The organism is Lutimonas saemankumensis, from assembly GCF_020171465.1.
Taxonomy (GTDB): domain Bacteria; phylum Bacteroidota; class Bacteroidia; order Flavobacteriales; family Flavobacteriaceae; genus Lutimonas; species Lutimonas saemankumensis.
Genome location: NZ_JAIUZR010000004.1, coordinates 576,229 through 599,775 on the forward strand (window position 1 = coordinate 576,229; position 23,547 = coordinate 599,775).

Consider the following 23,547-nt stretch of genomic DNA (forward strand, 5'->3'; position numbering starts at 1 on the left):
CGCTCATCCCTGCAGCCCTTGTAGATCTTCTAGAACCTGAGGTTAACCCCTAGCAGAAAATTGATTTCGGCCTGCGGATAATATCCGGCTCCGGTTATTGTTGTTACATTATCAGGGTCCGTCCAGGTATCATCATAGGTATAAAAATATCCGTTAGAAACGTATTTCACATTAAAAAGGTTATTTACAAGGCCGCTAAACACGATGGATTTAAAAAGCTTATTGGTAATGATTTCATAACTGACTTGAAAGTCATTAACAAAATAGGCATCAAGTTTAGACTCCTCTAGCTCTATATTGCTCATATATTGCTCACCAACGTACTTTGAAAGCAAGCTGAACTGTAGTTTCTCCAAAGGCTCAAATCTAATATTACTTCCTGCTATAACACCTGGAGAAAATGACAGTTCGGTATTTCCAAAATTCACCAGCTCACCGTCAAACTCATAATATTTATCAATATTCTTGTTGGTACTTAGCGCCAGATTAGGCTGCCAGGTTAATTTTTCACTGAATCTAAACACCGCATCGATTTCAAGTCCAAGTCTGTAACTTTTACCAATATTGTCCGCAATTGGGTTTCCTACATCATCAATATTTCCTGTCAGCACAAGCTGATCGATATAGTTCATATAATAAACATTGGTTCTAAGCCTGAAATTTTCAGCATTATAATTCCATCCCAGTTCAAAATCATCTAAAGATTCTGGTTTTACATCAGGGTTAGCCAGATAATCCGCTCTTTTGGGTTCCTTGTTTCCCTTGGCGTAAGACAAATAGAAATTACTCTTGTCGAGAAAATAACTAACACCAAATTTAGGATTGAAAAAATTATTTTCATCCTTTATCGAAATTTCTAACGGCCCCTCATCAATTCCTTCAACCTTGTAATCCACATTGCGATACTGTAAATCACCAAACAGGCTCCATCGCTCATTTAAAGCATAATCTGCCTTGGCATAAAGGTTAAAATCTGTCTTTTCGCCTGTATTGTCATAAAAACGCTGGTTGATCATCTCACTGCCGTATTTGGCCCATTTAACCTCCCCAAAATGATCTCCGTCATATTTATTGAACGCTCCTCCAATGATAACATTGACATTTTCAAAATTCTTTAGAACCGAAAAGGTAGTTCCGTAAAAATCATTATCCAGCCATTTTCGCTGTACAAGGTCCGTGGAACTTATTTCCTCACCGTCTACATTGATCGGATCAAATCCGTATACGGAAAAGTCAGCATCATTTTCATACTGCTCATAAAATCCTCTTCCATACGTATAATGAAAAGCCAGATTCCCTGTCCAGTCATTCCCAAAATCATGGTTGATATGCAACTGATAATGATCCTGCTTATAATTGTCAACCTGATTGTCATAAAACCCAACCAACTCTCCATTTTCATCGTAAATTTCCCCGGCCGGATTATACTTTCTGTCCGTCTCTAAAGTCTCCTGATCAATTCCATACCAGGCCTGATAGGTTATTTCATGGCCTCCAAAGGCCAGGGCCTTTATCAAGGTGTTTTCATTAAAAAAACTAGCTGACAGGTAAATAGACCTAAGATCTGAAGTTGCTCTGTCAATATAACCATCAGATTGAATTGTGGATACCCTGCCTGTAAATTCTGACTGCCAACCTCCTTCTGCACCAATAACGCCTGATCCAAACTGAACATTGGCCTTTAGAGTATTGTACGAACCTCCCGAAAAACTTGCTTCTCCAAAGGCATTATCTCTTATTCCATTGGTTGACAAACTCAGACTTGCCCCAAATGCTCCTGCTCCATTGGTCGAAGAACCCACACCTCTTTGAAGCTGCATACTCTGCGTTGAAGTTGCAAAATCCGGAAGGTTAACCCAAAAAACGCCATGTGACTCACTATCATTTAGCGGAATACCATTGATGGTTACATTAACTCTCGTTGCATCACTTCCCCGAACACGAATACCTGTGTAACCAATTCCGTTACCGGCATCTGAAGTTGAAACAACGTTCGGAAGAAAATTCAACAATACCGGTATGTCCTGACCGAGATTTCTTGATTCTATTTCTTCTTTGGTTACATTACTTCGAACAAAAGGTGCTTTTTCATCAACCCGGGTAGCCTTTACCAGAACCTCGTCCAAATTGATGGTGTCTTTTAAAATACTTTTTTCCTGTGCCCATACAACCGTAGACAAGCACAAGATGAAAATTACAGTTAACTGTTTCATTTTCTATTCCTTAAAGGATATTTAATTGATGATAATCGAATTAAAGAGGTAAGATCCGATTCTTTCTAAACTACCATTCATTTCTTATGAATAGCCATCCCTAAACAGCATTACCTGTTCCAGGTTCAACGGGTTTAATCTCAGCCGATATTTGGCACCCCTTTTAAGATTGCCGCAAATTTAAGCAACAATAACCAATTAAAAAATGAAATTTTGATTTAATCAAGCCCTGGCTTCTGACGCAGTGATTTTTTGTAAGAATGCCTTTTCTTTTCATCCAGCCTTTTCATTTTTTTAAGTCGTCCAATTTTGGTAGGAATTCTTTTTTTTTCACTTTTTAATGCGCTGCTTATTAATTTTAAAAATCGATGGGTTACTGTTTCCTTGTTCTTATGCTGACTTCTGCTTTGATCACAGGTTAGAATCAGTTTTCCCTGTTTATTAAGTTTTGTGGACAACCTTTCAGATATCTTAATTTTTTCCGAACCGTTCAGGGCCATTGAATGATACAAGTCAAAAGTCAGTACAACTTTGGATGAAACCTTATTGGCGTGTTGCCCTCCCGGACCGCCAGATCTTACGGCTGTATATTCTATTTCTTCCTTAATAAGATCTGTATCCATCTTTTTTAGAATCTAGATTATTTTAGAGACTCCCTGAATAGGTACTCAGATTATCCCGTTGGTTCATTAATTCATCAATAGCTTTTACAGCTACTTTAAACCTTGTTTTAATGTCTCCGTTCAATCGGATAAACGGGCGGTTATTTGTGATCAGGGCATTTTCAAATGCTTTGTACATTTCCTCCCGCTGTTCAGGACGGTCTCTCAAATCGTCTGCCTCCCACGGCGTGTCAATATTCGTAAGCAGGTAAAGGTCATATTGATTTTTGAGGGCATACAAATTCAGTTCCGGATGAACAATTCCTCCATAATATTCCTCAGAATACACCTTGGTTTCTAAAAGATCCGTGTCACAGATAAGCACTTTATCCGCCTTAAGAGCCAATTCGTTTTCAAGTCTTATCTGCCCTCTGGCAATAGGCAGTAAATCAGTATCTTCACAGGTTTTCCTCTCATTGTTCCATTTGTTTTGAAGGTATTCACGTGCATACTCAGGAACCCAGACCGTATTGTAATGTTTGGCAAGAAGTTCTGACATGGTTGTCTTACCCGTTGATTCGGGACCAAACAAGACTACTTTGATTAAATTTATTGGTAATTGTTCAAGTGCTTTTTCCATGCCAGATATCCATAAATAGCGATAATTGTAAAGCCAAGATACTGAAAAGCTGTAAAAGCAAGCCCTTTATATAAATACAAGGGTACAGAAATAACATCCCCGATAATCCAGTAAATCCAGTTTTCAATTTTTCTTTTTGCCATTAACCACATTCCAACAAAGAATATAGCAGTGGTAACCGTATCAACATAGGCAGTCCAGCCCGTCCATTTATCGTTGTAATAATAGACAATAAACACAAATATTATGGTGGCTAAAAAGATCAGTCCCGACTTCTTTTTTTCTAAAGAAGTGGTTCTGCTTATAGGTGTTACGTGAGATGCGTCAACTTTTCGTGTCCAAATATACCATCCGTAAACACTCATGATAAAGTAATACCCGTTAATCATCATGTCACCTAAAAGACCCCATTGAAACAAAAGGTATACAAAAATAGAAGTACTGATCATTCCAGTCGGAAAGACCAGAACCTTGTTTTGTTTGGAAAACCAAACAGATAAAAATCCAAAAACAACGGCGACAATCTCTAAAACAATATCTAAGTAATGGTAATCCTGATACTGTTCAAACAAGTAATCAATAATCTGCTGCATGATGTCTGCGGTCGTCAGTGACTATTTTTAATACAAAAACACAATTTTTTTCATCCAACAGGGCACTATGGATATTCTCGTTTAAAAAGTTCATTACTTCCTTATACGCTCCAAATATTTGAGTGCTCAAACCGTTTTCCTCAATATGAAATCCGGATGTCCTTAAAGATTTTATAAAGTTAATAATGGGTTCCTCAAAATCCTTATGAAGAGGATACATGGATATATCAACAGATATGTTCATTGTTCAAATTTTTTTCTAAAAACTCTATATTTTCTTCAAATGCAGTTCCGATTACAACCAGGTCAGCACCATTTTCATAAGCCTGTTCCAAGGCCGATTTTGAACGTATTCCACCTCCAACGATCAAAGGGATATTAAGGGTCTCTTTTACAGATTTGATAACCTCAGGTAAAACAGGGTTCAGGGCCCCGCTCCCAGCTTCCAGATAAATAAGCTTTTTACCCATGTACATACCGGCCAAGGCAGTTTGACTTATTTCCTCCACATTCTTCGCCGAGATTGGCTTAGTTTCACTAACTCTTTGAACAGCTGTTTCCTTTCCTCCATCGATGAGAATATATCCCGTCGGAATGACCTCAAGATTTGATTTTTGTAATTGAGGTACTGCTTTGATCTGTTGTTCAATTAAATACTCAGGATTCCTTCCGGAAATTAGCGATAAAAACAAAATGGCATCTGCATGATCAGAGATTTGCTCATAATTTCCTGGAAACAATACAATTGGTAATTCAGAATAATTACGGATTTTAAGAACCAGGTTGTCGGTCATTTTTTCCTGAACACTGCTCCCACCAACAAAGATCATATCAACAGAAGTATTTCTGATCCTGTTAAAAATTGGCTCCAAATGGCTTTCGTCTACTTTATCAGGGTCCAGCAAGATGGCCAACAGCTTTCTCCCATTCCTACTCGAAGTGACTATTTGATTGTATATCCTCATTCCTGTTCAAGTGCAATGCACGATTTGGATTTAGTTTATGATTCTGCTTTTAATTGACTTTTTCAATGGCATAGACTAAGGTGAATCCTTCCCTGAAAAACTCAAATTTAATTTCGTATTCCTTTTTCCAGTTTCCAAAGATAACTCTTCCAGAGGACCTACCATCGGCAAATAAAAACGGATTTATGCCGATATGGTCATGAAAGCTCAGGCCCCCATAAGGATAGGTTTTGTACATGGACTCTTTAGCCCCCCAGATAACCGTAAGCTGTTTTACCAGATCTTCATCTGAGAGCGAATCAACTTCCGTATTCACAAATCGATGCTGAATTTTAACGATCTTTTCCCTGTTTTTTTCAATGTCCACACCTGCTTCCCGATCACTGATCAAAATGGCAGCAAACTCAAACGAATGTGTTATTGAAATATGCTTACCATTGTTCAAAAGTGGTTTGCCATATTCATTATATCGCAGATTTGCATCTTCATATCCGGCAAGAACAAGCAAATTCCTGACACTTAAAAACCCTTTCTGATGCAACTCAGATTTCATGCCCTTTATCCTGTTGATACTATTCTCAGTCAATTGAAGCCCGTCCTTTAATTCCGCTAAAGACTCTTCTATTTTCCAAACATAAATTGCAGTTCCACCTTCTGAATTAATGGTTTTATAAAGTGCCATAACATCTTTAAAATCTATTTTGTATTTTTACCGCCGAAAACAAATATAAAAATTATGAGTTCAGAAACATCAACTTATGTGAAATATAAGGTTAAAGATATCAACCTTGCAGAATGGGGTAGAAAAGAAATTCATTTGGCCGAAGCTGAAATGCCCGGACTAATGAGTTTAAGGGAAGAGTACAAAGGTGAAAAACCTCTAAAAGGAGCCCGAATTGCAGGATGTTTGCATATGACGATCCAAACTGCAGTTCTTATTGAGACTTTAGTTGAACTTGGTGCTGAGGTAACCTGGAGTTCATGTAATATATTTTCCACGCAGGATCAGGCTGCCGCCGCAATCGCCGCAGCTGGAATATCGGTATATGCATGGAAAGGCCTTACTGAAGAAGAATTTGACTGGTGTATAGAACAGACACTGTTCTTTGGTGAGGACAAAAAGCCTTTAAACATGATTCTGGACGACGGAGGTGACCTTACAAATATGGTTTTTGATCGTTACCCTGAATTGGTAAAAGGAATTCGCGGTCTTTCTGAAGAAACCACAACAGGGGTTCACAGATTGTATGACAGAATGAAAGAAGGAACTTTGGTTATGCCGGCAATCAATGTGAATGATTCTGTGACCAAGTCTAAATTTGATAACAAATACGGTTGTAGAGAAAGTGCCGTTGATGCCATAAGAAGAGCTACTGATACGATGATGGCAGGTAAAGTTGTCGTTGTGGCAGGGTATGGTGATGTTGGAAAAGGTACTGCAGCTTCTTTTAAAGGAACGGGTGCAAGGGTGATTATAACTGAAATTGACCCGATTTGTGCGCTTCAGGCCGCAATGGAAGGATTTGAAGTCAGGAAAATGGATAATGTTGTGGGGAAAGCAGATATTGTGATCACAACTACAGGCAATAAGGATATTGTTCAGGCCCGTCATTTCAAAGCCCTTAAAGACAAAGCCATTGTATGTAATATCGGGCATTTTGACAATGAAATTGACATGGCCTGGTTAAACGAAAATTATGGATCAACCAAAGTTGAGATCAAGCCCCAGGTAGATCAGTATAACATTGACGGGAATGAAATTCTTGTGCTTGCTGAAGGAAGGCTTGTTAACTTAGGTTGTGCAACAGGACACCCTAGTTTCGTGATGAGTAATTCTTTTACGAATCAGACTTTGGCACAGATCGAACTTTGGAACAATGCTGGGAATTATGAAAACAAAGTCTATATGCTTCCAAAGCACCTGGATGAGAAGGTAGCAAGACTTCATTTGGCAAAAATAGGTGTGGAACTTGAAGAACTCAGACCCGATCAGGCAGAATACATTGGGGTAAAAGTTGAGGGTCCGTTTAAACCTGATTACTACAGATACTAAAAATCGAAGATGACCAAATAAATAAGACTTCCTGGTGAAAACTTGGAAGTTTTATTTATTTTTAACTTTCCTTATTTCTAATTCAAGAACTCATGAAAAATATTTTGGTTCCTATTGGCAGTAATGACCATGCCACGAACACCTTACAATACGCAATTGATTTTGCACAGGTTTTTGATGCAAAAATATACTTGGTTCATGTTTACAGCAGTCCAAAGATCAGTGGAGGCATCCTTAATGTGGATCAGATCATGGAAAGGGACAGCAAAGCGATTTTAAAGGATCATTTGAAAAAAGTTGATAAAAAAAATGTTGATATCATGACAAGTACCCTAAAAGGATATTCGATCATTGATACCTTAAAACAACTGAATAAATTACTGAATATAGACCTGATCATAGCCTCTACCAAGAATGACGGGGCTGATGAAAACATTTTTGTTGGAAAAATTACAGGAAATATAATTAAGGACACGAAAGTTCCGGTTTTGATCGTACCTTCTCAAGTGGCCTTTAAACCCATGAAAAAGATCTTAATGACCATTAAATCGGGGTCGATAAAATCTGTTTCTACCCTGGATCTTTTGATAAATATAAAAGAGAAGTTTAGTGCAACGATCAATCTTCTACAGGTAAAAACGCCCAAACTGGAAGCAAAAGACATGGAACTGAATGAAACCCTGGAAAGCCATATCAGTAAATTGGTTCCAACAACAAATGCAACTGTTTATCAGGGAGTGCTGGAGTTCTTACATGAAGAAAACCCGGATATGATTTGCGTGATACGAAGAAAAAGAGGGTTCTTTAAAAAGCTCTGGGAAGATGACCGCGTGAAAAAAGTTGATTTTGAAAGCAAGATTCCTTTGCTTGTTTTAAAAGGAATGTCGTAATTTGCGTTCTTAAATTTACCGGGGCTATAGCTCAGTTGGCTAGAGTGCTTGACTGGCAGTCAAGAGGTCCGGGGTTCGAATCCCCGTAGCTCCACAACAAAAAAGAAAAGCCTTCATCCGAAGGCTTTTTTTATTTCTAAGGAATTCGACTAAGCAAAGCTTAAAGGAAGGATTTCTAAGAAATAAAAACCATGCTGCTTTGCAGTATTTTCTTTTTTGTTGTTAGGCGCACCATTCAGGGATCAGCGCAGCTAATCCCTCGAAATGTTCAGAAGGCTTTTTTTATTTCTAAGGAATTCGACTAAGCAAAGCTTAAAGGAAGGATTTCCAAGAAATAAATCGTTCCAAATAAAATTGTTCTTTAAGTTCTAGTTCAATACCTGTATTAAATAAGTAGCTAGTCCAATGGTACCTAAGAAACCTAGTTTAGCCAGGTTTGCCAAGGTTCTATTTGGATGATTCCACAAACTGAATGCTCCAAATGCGCCACAAGCTCCAAGAGGACCTATCCAGATACCCAGTAATCCAAGCAGACCCAAAGCACCTAATGCTCGCATTTTTGATCCAGATGTTTCCTTTGGAACTTTTTTTACAAATGAAATTAATCCTAGTAATCCTACGGCACCTAAAATTGGAATATATTCTATCATTTTTATAATTTGTAATTACTGTTTTGTTTTAAAGCAAATGTGAGTAGAGCTCATTTCCCGAGTTTATCAAAGAAGGAGAACTCTTGATAGGAGCTTTGAATTTATATTAAGTTTAGATTTCACCTTTACTCCGATTTAAAGGTCAAAATAATAAAAGGGTCAATGACCATAGACCCCTGAAAATATTTTAATGAACATCTTATGAATCTTGAATTATGAAAGACCTCCGCCATCAGCACGGATCTCTGCACCGTTTATGTATGCACCATCTTCACTCGCCAACATTACAATAACACTTGCAATCTGATCTGGGGTTGCGGCTTGACCAGTAAGCGGGTTTCCACGGGACATTAGAGAGAAATCTAAACTTTCTGGATCAGGCATAGCTGGTTGAGCCGTCATTGAAGTGGACACCTCACCGGGAATAATAGTATTACATCTGATACCCTTCTTAGCAAATTCCACGGCAATCCCTCTGGTCATAGCGCTCACTGCACCTTTTGTGGCACCATAAAGCACTCCATACCCTACACCACAATAAGCTGAAGATGAACTACAGTTTACAATGTTACCACCTGATGCAAGTAGGTGTGGCATAGCTTCTTGACAAACCATGAAAGTGCCTTTAATATTTATATTCACTAAAAAGTCAAACTGCTCTAGTGTTGTTTTCTCAAAATGCTCAATTAAGAGGACACCTGCTATATTTAATACCGCATCAATTCCTCCCAATTGTTTGGTGCAATCTGCAATAGTAGCTTTTACCTGAGTCTGGCTAGAGACATCCAATTTAGCGGTAACTACTTTTGCACCATACTTTTTGCATTGTTCAGCAGTGCCAGCTAATCCTTCCTCATTCAAATCGGTAAGATATAGAGAAGCTCCTTCGGATGCCAAACGAATAGCTGTGGCCTGACCAATACCTGATGCAGCACCTGTTAAATACACTTTTTTGCCTTCAAATCTGTTCAATGTTCTTTCTTTAGTACTCATTATTATTATTTTTTGATTGTTGTTAATTCATTTATTGAAGTCTTCCTTCGAAAATTATTAATCGGAGACCTTCTTTTCTCGGCAGTTAATTATTATCGATTGGAACCATCTTAACCTGTTCTCTAATCGCTTCATCCAGTCCACCAGATGTAAGACCAAGGGCAATGCGCGTTGGTTCCGGATCGAAAAATGCGTTAGCACTTGCGATCTGAACATAAGAGACCGGGTTTATCCCAGTAACCAAACCAGCTTCATCAAGTTTATTTTGATTTTCTTTAGCTGTTACCATTAACTGATCATGACTTAGGGTATTGATTTCTCTTTCTACACCATCAATCTCAGCAATTTTAGAAATGAGTTCAGTCCATGTTACATTTTGGTCTCCAACAGGGTAACGGTGACCTGAGATTCCTCTTTCCAATGCTCCTAAAGCTGCTTCAGCAACGTGAAGTACACTTGTCATGATGGTACCACCACCTTCGTAATTGATTGTTTTTCCGTCTCCTCTTAAGGTATGAATCAAATCTTTCCATTGTGGCTCTCGGTTAGGCATAGTACCCCAGATATATGGTAATTCTAAAACCACTACACCAAAATCATCTGTAACAAGATCAAATGCAACTTCTGATTGACGTATACGACTGGCTATGTATGGGTGTTTTTCAGCCATTTTTAAACTTGGCCACGCTCTGGCGAAATATTCAAAATAGGAACCAAAAATAACGGCTCTAGTCACTCCTGCTGAACGACCTGCTTCCATTACTCGTTTTGTAGAAACAACATTAATTTCTTCTAATAGCGTTTCAAGTTCATCTTTTGGAAGAGGATAAGTATCATGCCCTCCGGCACTAAACACTAGCCAATCATACCCCTTCATTAATGACTGAAGCTGGCTGTCACTCATTTCAGATATGTTACCATAGTGCATAGGAACTGATTGAGGAAAAGGCTTGGATGTGTCTGAAGGTAAGGTTAAAACACTAGGAAAATGCCCATTTTCAATAAGGTGATTAACAGTATGATAGCCAAGTAAACCAGTACCACCAATGACAAGGACTTTCTTTCCTATTGAAATACTTTTTAACATTTTCTCAATTTTCATGATTGATAGTTTATTTGTAGAATTTTTCTTTAAATGCAGTTCTTCTTTCTTTGGATTGAACGGACTCATTACTTTCTAATGGTTGACCTGGCTCAGGAAAATTCTGAAGCATTGGAAATTTTGAAGTGTCAAATGACATCTCTTCGCTACGAGCAGCGATTTTCCATCCATCTTCGGTACGCACATAATCATCAATGTACCAACCACCACAAATGTAGAATACAACGCCATTTTCAGTTTGGATCGGCATTGGGTTATAGAACCCAACTCTACCGATTGCTTTGTCTCCCTGGATGTCAATCTCATGATTAAGCATAAAGTGCTGGTGGCCTACAAATGGCACTAAAGCTGTACTTAAGAAGTCAATAATACCATCTACATTGCCTCTTATACCTCCCATCGCTGTATAGTCAATCATGGCATCTTCTGTAAAACATGAACGTAGGATATCCCATTCTCTACGGTCAACACCTACGGCATATCGAGTGCCTAAATCTTGAATTTGAAGCCTGTCCGCAACATATTCGTGCGTGTACTGATTTGCTTTTAATTGTTTCATAATGTTTCTTATTTATTGGTTCTTTTTGATTTGTGTTCCTGACTGAATTGATCGATGACTAAAAATTAGTGCTCTTAAAAAGTGAGGACATTTGATCGTTACTCCGGTTTTCTGGAAGCAAGCATCTTGTGGATTTCCTCTGCTAGGTCCTTTTGGGCTTGACTAAATTTGAGGAATAAAATTGATCCGTTCTTCTCCTCCAACTTTTTAATTTGTTGTTTGCAGATATGATAATCTTCGATAAGCTCTATATAATGATCTATTTCCCAGTTGAGCGTCTCGATGACCTCCTTGTATTCCGGAAATTCAATTTTCAAAGATTCAATCCAAATTTGTTTTTGTTTTTTTTGCATTCTCTTTAGTTATATTGATATCCAAAAATGGGTGCTTTTTGATTTAATTAGAATCGATATCCTAACATTGCTGTAAGTGAATTCCTGGAACCAATACCAGCCTGAAGGGTAATCTCCCAGTGCTTTGCAAATCCTTTATAAACTCCACCAAAGAAATTCCAGTTTCTTGGTTCGAAATCCACGAGATAATCAAGGGTTTGATCCTCCCCAATACTAATAGATCCACCTATTTCAGTATCATAAAATTGTCCCTGTGCACCTGCCATAATATTCATTCCGAAAGGCAACATATAACCTATCATTGCGGTTAGCGTCTGCGCATTTGTTCGAGCTCCCACATCGGGCACATCAGCGATTAAGTATTGATAATTCAGTGTCAAGTTAATGTCCTCTATTCCTGCTGCCATGGTGGCCCCTCCACCTATCAAATTTGCCGTAGCATCTACATTGAGATTTAATGCATCCGGAACATCCTGTCCCAATAATTCCAGAAGGGCTTTGATTTCGTCTGTAAGCACCAGATTCCCATTGACATTGTTTTCAGCTCGACCAACCAATCCCATTACATTAAGGAAAGGAAAGATCCAAACGTCGGCCCTTGCGATGTAAGTCAATGTAGATTGTGTTAAACTCGATTCTTCCAGTAAGAATACCCCATCCAATTCGACAAGATCTCCACCATTCAGTCCAAGTGATAATCCTGTAAATTGTAACTCTTGGGATTGACCATGCGTTAAGAGACTCACCCCAACAGGTCTGGGTAACTGATATCCCAGTTTTGCTGCAGGTTTTCCAAAAAATGGCAATACTCCACCTAGTTTAACCGTCAATGTGTCTGGTTTCTCAAACATACTCACATTCTCTTTTGATTGTGAGTTAAACAATACTTCGCCATCTCTTTCGCCATAAGTCAAAGTTTCTGTTTCTATCCGCAACGTCAAAGGTTCTCCTTTTTGACTGACTTGATAACTCTCTTCTGCCTTTGAGACAAAATGCCCAATTCCATTGGGGATTTTTTCAAAATGCACCATCTTCACATAGTTGTCTACTCCCTTTTTCAATGGCCGAGTATTCGTTAATTTGACCATTTCCAGCTCCCCGTTTTTCAGGTAGACCTCTCCCTTCAACCTTTTGACATGAGTCATACTCGGATCAACTGAGATTCTTCTGTAAAAATATTCAACCACTATTTCTCCTCCCTCATTTTTCAAAATTTTCATAGTTGTCTCATCGTATAAATATTGCTCGACGAGTCTGCTGAAGTGATGAAGGTTCTTAATCGATTCTTTCAATAACTTGTTACTCTTCTTGGAAGAATTTTCACTGTCAATTACCATCCTAATATCAAGGCCCTCAGTATAGGAAGGATCATAAATCGACTGAAGAAAATATTCTTCTTCATTTCCCAAATAGCTTACTTTCACTTTCACATTCTCTTTAAACCAACCATCCTGAAGAGCACTGTTCGCTGCAAAATCAAGGACTCTTGGAGAAATCCCGTTTGCAATCAAGACATTTGTGTTCATATCTGAGGAATTTTGCGCACCACAGGGGAGAAATGAAAGAACTATGAATGAATTTAAGAATAACTTAAAAAATAGTTTGGTCATGGTAATTTATTTTATTGATTGAAACTTTGAATTCTTTTGAGTATTACAAATTAAAAATTGCATAGTTCAAGTTCAGAAGCTCGATGACTTCCTTACTTTCTGAAAAATCAATTTTTTAAGAGGCAATTCAAATTTGTTCTTGATATTGCTGCATTGTAATTTTGTATATTGTTCTACAAAAGTCGTAACAAAATGAAGATGATGTTAGTAACACACCGTGTGTTACGGTAACTTTAAACATTAAAATCAGACATGGAAACATGCCAAAAAGGAAATATTCAAAAGGATGAAGTCCATAAAGAGCTGTCACGAATTTGCAAGAGTAAGGAATTCAGCAGCAAACCACTTATGGTCAAGTTTTTGACCTATCTCGTGCAAGAGTACCTGAAAGGAAGAGGGGATCGGCTCAAAGGTTATACCATTGCTATTGAACTGCTGGAACAAGGTGAGCATTTTGACCCCGATCAAAACACTCTTGTAAGGATCTACGCAGGTCGATTGAGAAGATCTCTTAAAATCTATTACCTGGAAGAAGGACAAGATGATCCCATAATAATTGAAATTCCAAAAGGGAGATATTGTCCGACTGTCATTAAAAGAGATACTAAATTAAAGGATATCAGAACAAGTCAGGTTTCGGACATCGAGACGAGCGAAAACTCTATCGCAGTATTGCCATTTAAAAACCTTTCAAGGAGTGAAGAGCTCGATTATCTTGCTTTCGGATTTGCACATGAACTATCTGATGTTTTGACCAAATACTATGAATTGAAAGTGGTCGGGATCAATAAGAAACCGGATAGTTCGGTTTCTGAGGAGGCGCTTATGAACCAAATAAAAGCAAATGGTGTCAAATTCCTGGTTCTTGGGGAGTTGGCAGGGATCGGATCAAAAATCAAAATAAGCTTTCGGTTGATCCATGTGCCGGAGAATGAAAAAGTTTGGGCCAGCAGCTGTGTTTTCAACAAAGATGAAGACGCCATGTTTGAAATTCAGGAAAAAGTAAGTAAAGATATTGCTGGTAACCTTGGTGGTGCCTATGGTCGTGTGAATAAAAAACGATTTGAAATTCTGTTAGCCAGCAAACCTGCTTCTCTAAATGAACAGGAACTTCTCTTAAAACATTATCATGCCCAAACTATCTTGACTCCAGAATCCGTTAAGGAGTCTTATGAACTAGCCTATGACCTTATTGGAAAAGAGCCAAATTCTGTTTTGGCCAATGCTCTTGTAGCCAGCGTCAATTCTACCGTTTACTCTCAAGATTTACCAGGAGCAGAGCAAGCCTACGTCACCATGGGGGAGTTGTCCGAGAAGGCCTATAACTTAAACCCTAACCATAAATTGGCTTTTACTACCCTGGCCAGCAAAAGCTTTTACTATGGAGAAAGGGATCGTTTGAACCGACTGTTCGAAGAAGGACAAAAGTGGCTACCCAACACCCCTATGGGAATAGGATTATTTGGTATGTGGTTTTCTCTCTTTGGTGAATGGGAGTTTGGCAAAGAGTTAATTGACAACCTATACGAAGATAATGTATTTATTCCCTCTTGGTATAGTGGGGTCCGCTGCCTAAATCATTATAGAAATGGAGATTATAAAAATGCATGCTTAGAGGCTAGTAGATTCCAATTGCCTGGAACTTTCATGGGGCCCATGTACAGAATTCCTCCATTAGCACAATTAGGACGTATAGAAGAGGCAAAAAAGGAATGGAAGAATCTGCTGAAATTGCGACCAGACTTTAAAAGACGTGGAAGGTACCTTCATAAAATTCACATTAGAGAAGATACTCTCGTCGATCATTTAATTGAAGGATTTGATAAAATTGGTGTGATAATTGACTGAAACCTTTAGTCCTTTTCTGGTTCAAACAAACTAAACAAAAAGAAAGGTGAGAATACCAATAAACCCTAAAAAGCCCAGGTAAGAGGATTTAGATAAAATTGTGTTCGGATGATTCCACAAACTGAATGCACCAAATGCTCCACAAGCCGCAAGAGGACCTATCCAGATACCCAGTAATCCAAGCAGCCCCAATACTCCAAGGAGGCGCATTTTTTTTCCATCAGTTTCCTTCGGAATCTTAAACTTAAACGGAACTAATCCCAGAACTCCTATGAGGCCTAAATATTTAATGTATTCAATCATATTTATAGTTTTATTGAGAAACCCGTATCATATTTTGGTCTATTTTAAACCTATTTAAAAGATATTATATATTTTTCTTATCCTTCAAATAATCAGAAAGCTTCATTGACTCCAAAATAAAATCCGCTGTTTCCGTCAATTCCAACCCCAATATCCAGACGAAGTAGCGTGTCTTGACTCTTATTGAATTTATATCTTATACCTCCTCCAACACTCGGCTTTATATTTTGAAAAAAATTGTCCACCCTGTCGGATACTTCTCCGGCAAGTAAAAATCCGGCAGCGCTCCATCTCTGGTGAAATTTATATCGATACTCCGCTTGAAACACATACAGAAGGTCATCTATAAATCGACCACGAAAGTATCCCCTAGCCCTTGATCCTCCTCCATACCATGACTTGGCCTGAAATGGTACATCTCCAAAAACCCCTTCCCAATAAAGCTGAAAGGCAAGCACATTGGACCTTCCAACCTTCTCAAAGACCCTTGCATCAAAAGTGAACCTGTTAAAATCTGAGCTGGCTCCAAAATTCTGGCTTGAAAATTGTGCTTTTAACTGAAGTAAATTGCCCTTGCTGGGAGATATGTTATTATTCCGTTTATCTTGGTTGAAGATCACTCCCAGCCCTGTGATTCTGGCTCCTTCAGCACCCAAAACATCACCCTCGTCCAATATACCTCCTTCTTCGACTTCCGTAATATCATAGTCATTGAAAAAATATTCAAAACCGAAATTCAGGAAGGGTGGTAACCTTTTGATAAATGCCACAGAGAACTCATTGGAAGTCATATTATAACTTTCCATATTCTCATCAGGGGTATCTCCACCAATTCCCCAAAAGGAGTTCGGAAAAATCTTGAACTGATATGCCATGTCAAGGAGATAATCTCCTTTCATCAGGTATATTTCGGGATTGATATCAATGAGAAGCTGATTATTCAAGGTATAGATTCCACTCACAAGAATATTGGACTTTCGAAAATTGTATTTATTAGAATTCTGAAGCAGAAATATCTGTCCTCCCCCTCCAAATCCAACGTTGGTTTCAGGCGTGTAAAATGCAATGGGAAGGCCAATGATCTTTACCTTTTTGGCTTTAATAGAATCAATAGGAACATAGGGTTCCTCTGAAAACTGAGAAAAAATATGAGTTGTACTCAGGAAAAGAAACATAAAAAATTTTACTCGTAATTTCATCTAAAAAAAGAATTTATCAAGAATGACACTAAACCCAAACGAAAAGGAAAGGTCTGCAACCGTGAAGTTCTCCTTTGACTTTTTATTTTCAGGGGTTTCAGTCACATCAGCGGACAACCACGAATTATTGTAATTCAGGCCAAGCCCAAAAACCACTCGGTCATGCAAAACATAGGAATATCCGAATCCTAACAGAATTCCAAATCCATTTCCGTCGATAAGAATTAGAGGGGGGTCTTCCCCCTGGGCAAGTCCTGATTCATCCCTGAAACTTACATATCCCCCGGCGCCATTCAAAAATAAGGAGCCTTTTTCCCCATCTGCCAAATACCACATTACCATTGGTGCAGCAAAAAGGGTTTCTGCAGTTCGTTTCACAAATTCGTCTGATTTGTCTCTTGAGAAAGATATAAGCCCGCCTACTAATAATCTATCTTTTATAAATTTCCCAGTCCGGAAATCAATGGAATACTGGTTCCTGTTAATGCCAGAATTGCTGCTTTTAAGACTATTGGACCCTGAGCTAATGGATCCTGAAAGTCCCGTAATCCATCTGCCTTTGCGAAAAGGGGTCTTGACTGATACTGAGTCTTGTTGATTTTGAGACAACAGAGGAATACTAATCAAAAGTAGACTTACAAAAATAAACAGGATCCGTGGTTTGGTATTGAACATAGGATAAATTTAGAAATTGTCAGGTCGAACCTTTTCAGGCCTCAGGATTTTGTTTCATCAAGCTTCACATCTCTTGAACTAAATTATAAAAATAACATTATGAAACATCACACTTGATTAACATTTATTTTATAGGTAACTTAATACTCTATTCACAACAGATGAATTCTAAAGAACATACTTCTGAGAAAAAACCTCCTATGCCCAGCAGAGGGATTCTATCAGATATTGCGAACTTCTTTATAAATAAACCAAAATATGATACATTTATCAAATTTGATACATCAGAAGAGCGCTACCAATACAACAACAGGATCATACAAAGAATCGGTATTGATTCCGATCAATACTCTGTGTTAAACATCAATAAAATTGGAATTGATGCCCCGGTAAATAATATCTTCAATGAGTTAATACTCTTTGACGGCAATCCGCGCTGTTGGCCAAACCATATCGCTAATGTGGATCGAATTAATAATGATTTCAAAAACATTCGAATGCTTCCTTTTGGCTGGAAACGATATCCATTCAAATCGATGAAAAGTTTCTTTGGATTACCGTTGATTCCATTGTTTCTGTTAAAAGCGGTCAGAGTAAAAGATGTTCCGGATAATTTTGACTTTGACAATGCCCGCTATGTGCTTTATGAATGCTCAGGAGGATATCCAATAGGGTTTTTAGCCATCTATGTCCGGTCCTCTATTCCGGAAATGGGGGAGACATCCAAATCACAGTTGGTTTTTGGAGTGGGTTTCAATTTCTTTGGCCGAAAAGAATGGCAGGGAAAACGAAGGTTTCTAAGTTCTTTATGGGAAGCAGTGCACAATCGGGTGACTGCCAATGTCCTTAACCGAATAAAACAGCTAAGTGAATGGCGAGTGGAAAACCTGCTTGAAAGTGTAAATAATCCTCCCAGAAATAACCCGGCAAAAAGTAGTTGGGATTGAACCTTAAATATCAAAAATATTTGTAGTTTTGGACACTCGTTTTTAAACGAATAAAGGGTCATTAACTCAGTTGGTTTAGAGTGTTACCTTGACAGGGTAGAAGTCACTGGTTCGAATCCAGTATGACCCACATCGAATACGATCCCGGTGCCGCAGGCACTGGGATTTTTTGTTTTAGACCCGTAAAGTGTTTACACTTTTAAGGGGATTAAGCAAAAAATCCCAAAGGAGCGGAGCTCTCGGGATCGTATTTGCAGAAGAGGATCTTCTCTGGATCACGCCAGTAATCCAATATTAATCCTCCAGGTGACAAATATCATTTATTTAAAGACTCAAGATCTTATTTTTGTCATTCCAATAAATACAACATCGATATGGCAGCAAACGAGTTCAAAAAAGGAGAAAAATTTAATTTTAATGAAAGTATTGATTATGCAGAAAATGCTGTTGTCAGTAAACATATACTGAAAAAAAACAACGGAAATATTTCACTTTTTGCCTTCGATAAGGATGAAGGGTTAAGTGAGCATACCACACCGTTTGATGCTTTGGTACACATTGTTGAAGGAGAAGCTGAAATTACGATCGATGGCCACCCGGCATCTGTAAAAAAGGGAGAATCCATTGTAATGCCGGCAAATATACCCCATGCACTAAAGGCAATCCAAAAATTCAAAATGGTGCTTACTATGATCAGGAGCAAACAGGAATAGATCCTGACAGCCTTAGGATACTTTTCCCATTACCGAATCAAAAGAATCGATTAGTTTAAATTGATTTTTTGACCGGTCCAGGTTGTGTTCCGGATAGCTGGTTTTATAATAGACATCATTATTCAGATAATCTGTAAGGAATCTAAGAGCCATTATAAAGATCATGGTCTTGGCCGCCAGTGGAAAATATTTCCTTTCCATCGCTGAAACTGAATTTCCAAGAGCCTCCAGATACCCTTTTAAATAGGAATCATAATATTCCTTGTTAAAGTTGACAAGATCCAAATTGGTTTCGTCTTCCCGGGCTGTATTACAAATGGTTCTTATCGCATCTCCAAAATCATAGTGAATGATTCCGGGCATGATGGTGTCTGTATCAATGACGCACAAACCTTTTCCATCATGGTCAAATAAGGCATTGGATATTTTCGTGTCGTTATGTGTGACCCTGATCCTGATTGCTCCATCATCTTTTAAGTTTTCCAAAAGCTGCATTTCGGTTCTTAAGGCAAGGGCTTTTTCGATCAAATTTTTAGCTCTTTCTCTGCGCTTCGCCGAGGAATCCTTAAGAGCCTGATCAAATTGATCAAATCGGAAAGACATATCATGAAATTTTGGAATCACTTCGATGAGTTTGCCCGGATCAAAATCTTCTGTGTCCCTTATAAAGGATCCAAAGAGCTTGCCTCCTTCGTAGGCAATTGATTTATCCTCCACCGATTCAAAATTTTGACTCTTTTCAACAAAAAGAGTAACATTCCAGTAATTTCCGTTCTTATCCCAATAATGATAGCTTCCTTGATGGGATCGCACAAAAGTCAAAACCCTTCTTTCCCTCTCAGATACGGGAAGATGAGTATGTTTTTTATGCAAATGCCGGCTTACCTGAACCTTATTCATGATCAGGCCGGGAACATCCGGAAACACATCCTTATTGATCTTTTGGAAAATATATCTTTTATCTGAAGCGCCTTTAACAAGATAGGTGTCGTTGATATGCCCCGATGTCAATTCCTCTGCTGAAACCAGGTTTTCTTCCGGTAAGAAGAACTTAAAAACATCTTCAGATATTGACTTCATTTTACCATAAATGTCTTGGATATACGTTTTTCTCCTTCAGGGCCTGAATCTCCTTCTGAACAGATTCCTTATCCTCTTTATACGTTACTCCAAACCATTTGGCATCCGAAGTAAGTACCTTTACCGATCCAGTTCCATTCTCAATATAGCCATTGACAATTAAAGGAATGTAGTACTCCGATTTAAGGTTGTCCTTATTGTCTTCCAGAAAGGTTTCAAACAGGCTTTCAGTATACTCAAAGCATCTCGGCGTAAATCCCCAGAAATTCATTGAAACCACAGTGTCTTCATCAATTGGAATAAAACTCCCGTTATCATCCTTGCGCATTAAAACACCGTCAATTCTTTCAATATGAGTCCTCTCAACAACATTTGTAAGATATCCGTCCTCGCTTACAGCACATTCTCCTCTTGAGACAAATCCGTGTTCAGAAATGGTATTTTTCAGCAGGTAAGCCATGGTGCCAAAATCATGTGAATTTTTATCAATAGATCGCAAATAGGCAGCCATCTCTACAAAAGCTTCTCTACCATAAAAATCATCCGCATTAATAATGGCAAAGTTTTCTTTTACAGCATCTTTCGCCATCAACATGGCATGGCCCGTCCCATAGGGCTTGACACGATCAGGATTGAAATATTTTTCGGGTACTCTGTCCAGTTCCTGGAAGACATACGCTACCTCAGCTTTTCCAGCTAACTTCGGGTCAATCTCCGCTCTAAAATCCTTTTCAATACTTTTTCGAATGATAAAAACAAACTTTCCAAATCCGGCCTGAAGCGCATCATAAATGGAAAAATCTATGATCGTGTCTCCTTCTGGGGTAAAAGTATCTAATTGTTTCAATCCTCCGTATCGGCTTCCAATTCCTGCCGCCAGGATCACCAAGGTTGGTTTTTCGGTTCCCATGCTTTTAAATTTTCCGACGAATGTACAAAACTATTGGCTTTTAGGGAAGGAGATTTTGATTTATACTTTTTCCAGAAGTTGTATAGTCACCATTACCCCATATCCTCCAACTCTCTCCCCGGGATTATTTTTGAAAGTATCCTATTGAGTATTGGGTTTCTGTTGTCCTTATTCCAGGCAACAGACAACAGGGTACGCTGTTTAAACTTATCCAGTTCGATAAACTTTACATTCATGTCATAGCCCAATTGAAGGGAGGTAGGCACAATTGAAATGCCCAGATTATTTTCAACCAGTCTAAATATGGTACTTGCATGGACGGTGTTATGGGAAATTACAGGTTGAAAACCACTCTTCTTAAAAAGTTCCATTACTTGTTCGTGATAGGCGGGGCTATAGGATTGCTCAAAAAGAATGAAAGGCATTTCTTTAAATCGTCTCAAAGAACTGAAACTTTTTTGGTCAACAGGATGATCCTTGGGCAATACCAGGGAAAATGTGTCTTCAAAAACCGGTGCTATTTCGAGCCCCTTGGGCACCTTGTCAAGCCTTACAAAAGCGAGGTCGATTTCTTTGCGCATCAGGGCATCAACCTGGTCAGGGTTTTCCATTTCCCTTAGTGAATAATGTACATTAGGGTGCTCTTCCCTGATTTTCAGCAACAACTCGGGAATTACGTTTTGCATCGCAGAACCCACATAGCCAAAACTAATCTGCCCTTCCATACCTTCATGAATCATCTGAGCATGTTCAATACTGTCATCAAGATGTTTTATCAATAATTTGATCTCCTCCTGTAGGTACCTTCCTGCCTTGGTCAAAATGACTTTACGATTGTTTCGCTCAAAGAGATCAATGCCCATGGTTTTTTCCATTTGTTTAATTTGACGGCTTAGTCCAGGTTGTGAGATAAACAGCCTTTCAGCTGCTCTTCTAAAATGAAGTTCTTCTGAAACTGCCAGAAAATACCTCATATGTCTCAATTCTATTTGATAACTCATAGTTATTGATTTATGATAATAATGGTATTATAAAGCATCAAATATAATCGTAAATTTGATACAATTGAAAAGCAGCAATCATGTTCAAATACGGATCAGATACTTTGACTACCGGTAAGGCACTGGCTATACTCCGAAAAGAGTTAAAAGCAGGCATATCCAACAAGTCCAGAGAGAAAATTTCAGCCTCCCACAATATTGTTTTGGAAACTGTAAAAAAAGATAAGGCCGTGTATGGCATCAATACAGGTTTTGGGCCACTTTGCGATACGATCATTTCAAAAAATGACACCACAGAGCTTCAAAGAAAGATTCTGCTCAGTCATTCTGTCGGGGTCGGAGATTCCATTGATAAGGAACTCGCAAAATTGATGCTCATCTTAAAAATGCATTCGCTTTGCCAAGGATACTCCGGAATTTCTTTAGCTGTTTTAGACAGAATACTTTGGCATATTGAGGAAGATGTGATTCCTGTTGTTCCTGAGCAAGGATCAGTCGGGGCTTCGGGTGATCTGGCTCCTCTCTCCCATCTTTTTCTTCCCTTGATCGGAGAGGGTAAAGTGATGTATAAAAATAAAACCATGAATTCCTCAGAGGCATTAAAAGATCACGATTTAGAGCCTTTAAAACTTCATCCTAAAGCAGGACTCGCCTTAATCAACGGAACCCAGTTTATTTTGGCTCATGCAGTGATGTGTGTGGATAAACTTTACAACTGCCTCTCTCATGCTGATATCATTGGAAGCCTGATGATCGAAGGGCTTATGGGATCGCAAATGCCTTTTCATGAAGAACTTCACAAGACCAGGCCATTCAAGGGGAACATTCATGTGGCTCAAAGGATCAGTCAATTCCTGAAAGACTCCCAGATCGGAAAATCCCATATGTTTTGTGGCAAAGTCCAGGATCCTTATTCTTTGCGTTGCATGCCTCAAGTACACGGAAGCTCAAGAAACGCCTGGTTACATCTAAAAGAATCTGTGGAAACCGAGATGAATTCGGTAACCGATAACCCGGTAATCATATCCGAAGATCTGATCATTAGCGGTGGTAGTTTTCATGGGCAGCCACTGGCCCTCCCATTAGATTATGCCTGTCTGGCTGCCGCCGAATTAGGCAGCATCTCAGACAGAAGAACGTACCTTTCACTTGAAGGAAAATATGAAGGCACCCCAAGGCTGTTGTTTGAGGATTCGGGCTTAAATTCAGGATTTATGATCCTGCAATATACTTCAGCTGCACTGGTCAGTGAAAATAAGGGACTTTGTTTCCCTTCAAGTGCCGACAGCATTCCTACCTCACTAGGTCAGGAGGATCATGTAAGTATGGGGTCAATTGGCGGCAGAAAAGCCCTGCGTGTTATTGATAACCTCGAAAAAATTCTTGCGATTGAACTTCTTTGTGCGGCTCAGGCTTTTGATTTCAGAAAGCCCTTATTGTCAAGTGAAGTGCTCGATGATGTCCACGATACGATTAGAGAGTGTGTAAGTTTTGCTTCAGAAGACAGAATATTTTCACTGGATATTGAAAAAGCCATCGAACTTATCAAGGAAAGAGAATTACTATCGACCGTAGCTTTTCATTGCGAGGGCTTTGGTGATTATGACGAATTATTTGAATCCTATTAATTTCTACGACGTATGATTTC

Annotated in this window: 25 protein-coding genes and 2 tRNA genes; 8 read left to right on the forward strand and 19 right to left on the reverse strand. The window is 38.7% G+C overall.

Annotated features, from left to right (window positions below; translation table 11 throughout):
• Positions 1–29: 29 nt before the first annotated feature.
• From LCM02_RS10310 to LCM02_RS10340, 7 genes are all read right to left on the reverse strand, one after another.
• Entirely contained in the window at positions 30–2,213 is a 2,184-nt protein-coding gene (locus LCM02_RS10310) for a TonB-dependent receptor (RefSeq protein WP_224929140.1), read from the reverse strand.
• A gap of 218 nt (positions 2,214–2,431) precedes the next feature.
• The gene (gene arfB / locus LCM02_RS10315; RefSeq protein ID WP_224929144.1) at positions 2,432–2,836 is read right to left on the reverse strand and encodes an alternative ribosome rescue aminoacyl-tRNA hydrolase ArfB; all 405 of its coding nucleotides are present in this window, start codon (positions 2,834–2,836) and stop codon (positions 2,432–2,434) included.
• 22 nt (positions 2,837–2,858) lie between these two features.
• Positions 2,859–3,455: an AAA family ATPase gene (locus LCM02_RS10320; RefSeq protein ID WP_224929147.1), complete on the reverse strand. Its 597-nt coding sequence runs from the start codon at positions 3,453–3,455 to the stop codon at positions 2,859–2,861.
• Positions 3,425–4,048, reverse strand: coding sequence for a nicotinamide riboside transporter PnuC (pnuC, locus tag LCM02_RS10325; protein ID WP_224929150.1), 624 nt, complete (start codon positions 4,046–4,048; stop codon positions 3,425–3,427). The genes LCM02_RS10320 and pnuC overlap by 31 nt, the downstream gene beginning before the upstream one ends.
• The gene (locus LCM02_RS10330; RefSeq protein WP_224929154.1) at positions 4,032–4,292 is read right to left on the reverse strand and encodes a hypothetical protein; all 261 of its coding nucleotides are present in this window, start codon (positions 4,290–4,292) and stop codon (positions 4,032–4,034) included. Before LCM02_RS10330 ends, pnuC begins: the two co-directional genes overlap by 17 nt.
• Positions 4,276–5,013, reverse strand: coding sequence for a geranylgeranylglyceryl/heptaprenylglyceryl phosphate synthase (locus LCM02_RS10335; protein ID WP_224929157.1), 738 nt, complete (start codon positions 5,011–5,013; stop codon positions 4,276–4,278). The genes LCM02_RS10330 and LCM02_RS10335 overlap by 17 nt, the downstream gene beginning before the upstream one ends.
• 49 nt (positions 5,014–5,062) lie before the next feature.
• Positions 5,063–5,695, reverse strand: coding sequence for a 4'-phosphopantetheinyl transferase superfamily protein (locus tag LCM02_RS10340; protein ID WP_224929161.1), 633 nt, complete (start codon positions 5,693–5,695; stop codon positions 5,063–5,065).
• 54 nt (positions 5,696–5,749) lie between these two features.
• On the opposite strand from LCM02_RS10340, the gene ahcY reads away from it, so the two are divergent.
• From ahcY to LCM02_RS10355, 3 genes are all read left to right on the forward strand, one after another.
• Entirely contained in the window at positions 5,750–7,066 is a 1,317-nt protein-coding gene (gene ahcY, locus LCM02_RS10345; protein WP_224929164.1) for an adenosylhomocysteinase, read from the forward strand.
• A 92-nt stretch (positions 7,067–7,158) separates the two neighbouring features.
• Positions 7,159–7,956: a universal stress protein gene (locus LCM02_RS10350; protein ID WP_224929167.1), complete on the forward strand. Its 798-nt coding sequence runs from the start codon at positions 7,159–7,161 to the stop codon at positions 7,954–7,956.
• Positions 7,957–7,976: 20 nt separating this feature from the next.
• A tRNA-Ala gene (locus LCM02_RS10355) sits at positions 7,977–8,050 on the forward strand.
• 274 nt (positions 8,051–8,324) lie between these two features.
• Here the strand turns inward: LCM02_RS10355 and LCM02_RS10360 are convergent.
• The 6 genes from LCM02_RS10360 to LCM02_RS10385 all read right to left on the reverse strand — a co-directional run bounded on the left by LCM02_RS10360 (position 8,325) and on the right by LCM02_RS10385 (position 13,139).
• Positions 8,325–8,513 (reverse strand): hypothetical protein, encoded by a 189-nt coding sequence (locus tag LCM02_RS10360; protein WP_224929170.1) that lies wholly within the window; start codon positions 8,511–8,513, stop codon positions 8,325–8,327.
• Positions 8,514–8,819: 306 nt separating this feature from the next.
• A complete protein-coding gene (locus tag LCM02_RS10365; protein ID WP_224929174.1) occupies positions 8,820–9,599 on the reverse strand; it encodes an SDR family NAD(P)-dependent oxidoreductase in 780 nt (259 codons plus the stop codon).
• A gap of 85 nt (positions 9,600–9,684) precedes the next feature.
• Entirely contained in the window at positions 9,685–10,701 is a 1,017-nt protein-coding gene (locus LCM02_RS10370) for an NAD-dependent epimerase/dehydratase family protein (protein ID WP_224929177.1), read from the reverse strand.
• Positions 10,702–10,711: 10 nt separating this feature from the next.
• Positions 10,712–11,260 (reverse strand): nuclear transport factor 2 family protein, encoded by a 549-nt coding sequence (locus LCM02_RS10375; RefSeq protein ID WP_224929180.1) that lies wholly within the window; start codon positions 11,258–11,260, stop codon positions 10,712–10,714.
• Positions 11,261–11,358: 98 nt separating this feature from the next.
• The gene (locus tag LCM02_RS10380) at positions 11,359–11,613 is read right to left on the reverse strand and encodes a hypothetical protein (RefSeq protein ID WP_224929183.1); all 255 of its coding nucleotides are present in this window, start codon (positions 11,611–11,613) and stop codon (positions 11,359–11,361) included.
• Between the two features lie 47 nt (positions 11,614–11,660).
• Positions 11,661–13,139 (reverse strand): hypothetical protein, encoded by a 1,479-nt coding sequence (locus LCM02_RS10385; protein ID WP_224929188.1) that lies wholly within the window; start codon positions 13,137–13,139, stop codon positions 11,661–11,663.
• A 336-nt stretch (positions 13,140–13,475) separates the two neighbouring features.
• Between LCM02_RS10385 and LCM02_RS10390 the strand changes: the two genes are divergently transcribed.
• Positions 13,476–15,071, forward strand: a complete 1,596-nt coding sequence (locus tag LCM02_RS10390; RefSeq protein WP_224929191.1) for a hypothetical protein — start codon at positions 13,476–13,478, stop codon at positions 15,069–15,071.
• Positions 15,072–15,101: 30 nt separating this feature from the next.
• Here LCM02_RS10390 and LCM02_RS10395 read toward each other — a convergent pair whose 3' ends face one another.
• From LCM02_RS10395 to LCM02_RS10405, 3 genes are all read right to left on the reverse strand, one after another.
• Positions 15,102–15,374: a hypothetical protein gene (locus LCM02_RS10395; RefSeq protein WP_224929194.1), complete on the reverse strand. Its 273-nt coding sequence runs from the start codon at positions 15,372–15,374 to the stop codon at positions 15,102–15,104.
• A 92-nt stretch (positions 15,375–15,466) separates the two neighbouring features.
• Positions 15,467–16,573 (reverse strand): BamA/TamA family outer membrane protein, encoded by a 1,107-nt coding sequence (locus LCM02_RS10400; protein ID WP_224929197.1) that lies wholly within the window; start codon positions 16,571–16,573, stop codon positions 15,467–15,469.
• A complete protein-coding gene (locus LCM02_RS10405; protein ID WP_224929200.1) occupies positions 16,574–17,248 on the reverse strand; it encodes a hypothetical protein in 675 nt (224 codons plus the stop codon).
• A gap of 161 nt (positions 17,249–17,409) precedes the next feature.
• Between LCM02_RS10405 and LCM02_RS10410 the strand changes: the two genes are divergently transcribed.
• The 3 genes from LCM02_RS10410 to LCM02_RS10420 all read left to right on the forward strand — a co-directional run bounded on the left by LCM02_RS10410 (position 17,410) and on the right by LCM02_RS10420 (position 18,908).
• On the forward strand, positions 17,410–18,195 hold the full coding sequence (locus LCM02_RS10410) for a hypothetical protein (RefSeq protein WP_224929203.1): 786 nt from the start codon (positions 17,410–17,412) through the stop codon (positions 18,193–18,195).
• 55 nt (positions 18,196–18,250) lie between these two features.
• Positions 18,251–18,325, forward strand: a tRNA-Val gene (locus tag LCM02_RS10415).
• A gap of 244 nt (positions 18,326–18,569) precedes the next feature.
• The gene (locus LCM02_RS10420; protein WP_224929206.1) at positions 18,570–18,908 is read left to right on the forward strand and encodes a cupin domain-containing protein; all 339 of its coding nucleotides are present in this window, start codon (positions 18,570–18,572) and stop codon (positions 18,906–18,908) included.
• 12 nt (positions 18,909–18,920) lie between these two features.
• Here the strand turns inward: LCM02_RS10420 and LCM02_RS10425 are convergent, their stop codons facing one another.
• The 3 genes from LCM02_RS10425 to LCM02_RS10435 form a co-directional block, all read right to left on the reverse strand.
• Positions 18,921–19,988 (reverse strand): phosphotransferase enzyme family protein, encoded by a 1,068-nt coding sequence (locus LCM02_RS10425; RefSeq protein WP_224929209.1) that lies wholly within the window; start codon positions 19,986–19,988, stop codon positions 18,921–18,923.
• 1 nt (position 19,989) lies between these two features.
• Positions 19,990–20,898, reverse strand: coding sequence for a sugar phosphate nucleotidyltransferase (locus tag LCM02_RS10430; RefSeq protein ID WP_224929212.1), 909 nt, complete (start codon positions 20,896–20,898; stop codon positions 19,990–19,992).
• A 92-nt stretch (positions 20,899–20,990) separates the two neighbouring features.
• Positions 20,991–21,899 (reverse strand): LysR family transcriptional regulator, encoded by a 909-nt coding sequence (locus LCM02_RS10435; protein WP_224929215.1) that lies wholly within the window; start codon positions 21,897–21,899, stop codon positions 20,991–20,993.
• An 80-nt stretch (positions 21,900–21,979) separates the two neighbouring features.
• On the opposite strand from LCM02_RS10435, the gene hutH reads away from it, so the two are divergent.
• Complete coding sequence (hutH, locus tag LCM02_RS10440) at positions 21,980–23,527, forward strand: histidine ammonia-lyase (protein WP_224929218.1); 1,548 nt, start codon at positions 21,980–21,982, stop codon at positions 23,525–23,527.
• Positions 23,528–23,547 lie beyond the last annotated feature (20 nt).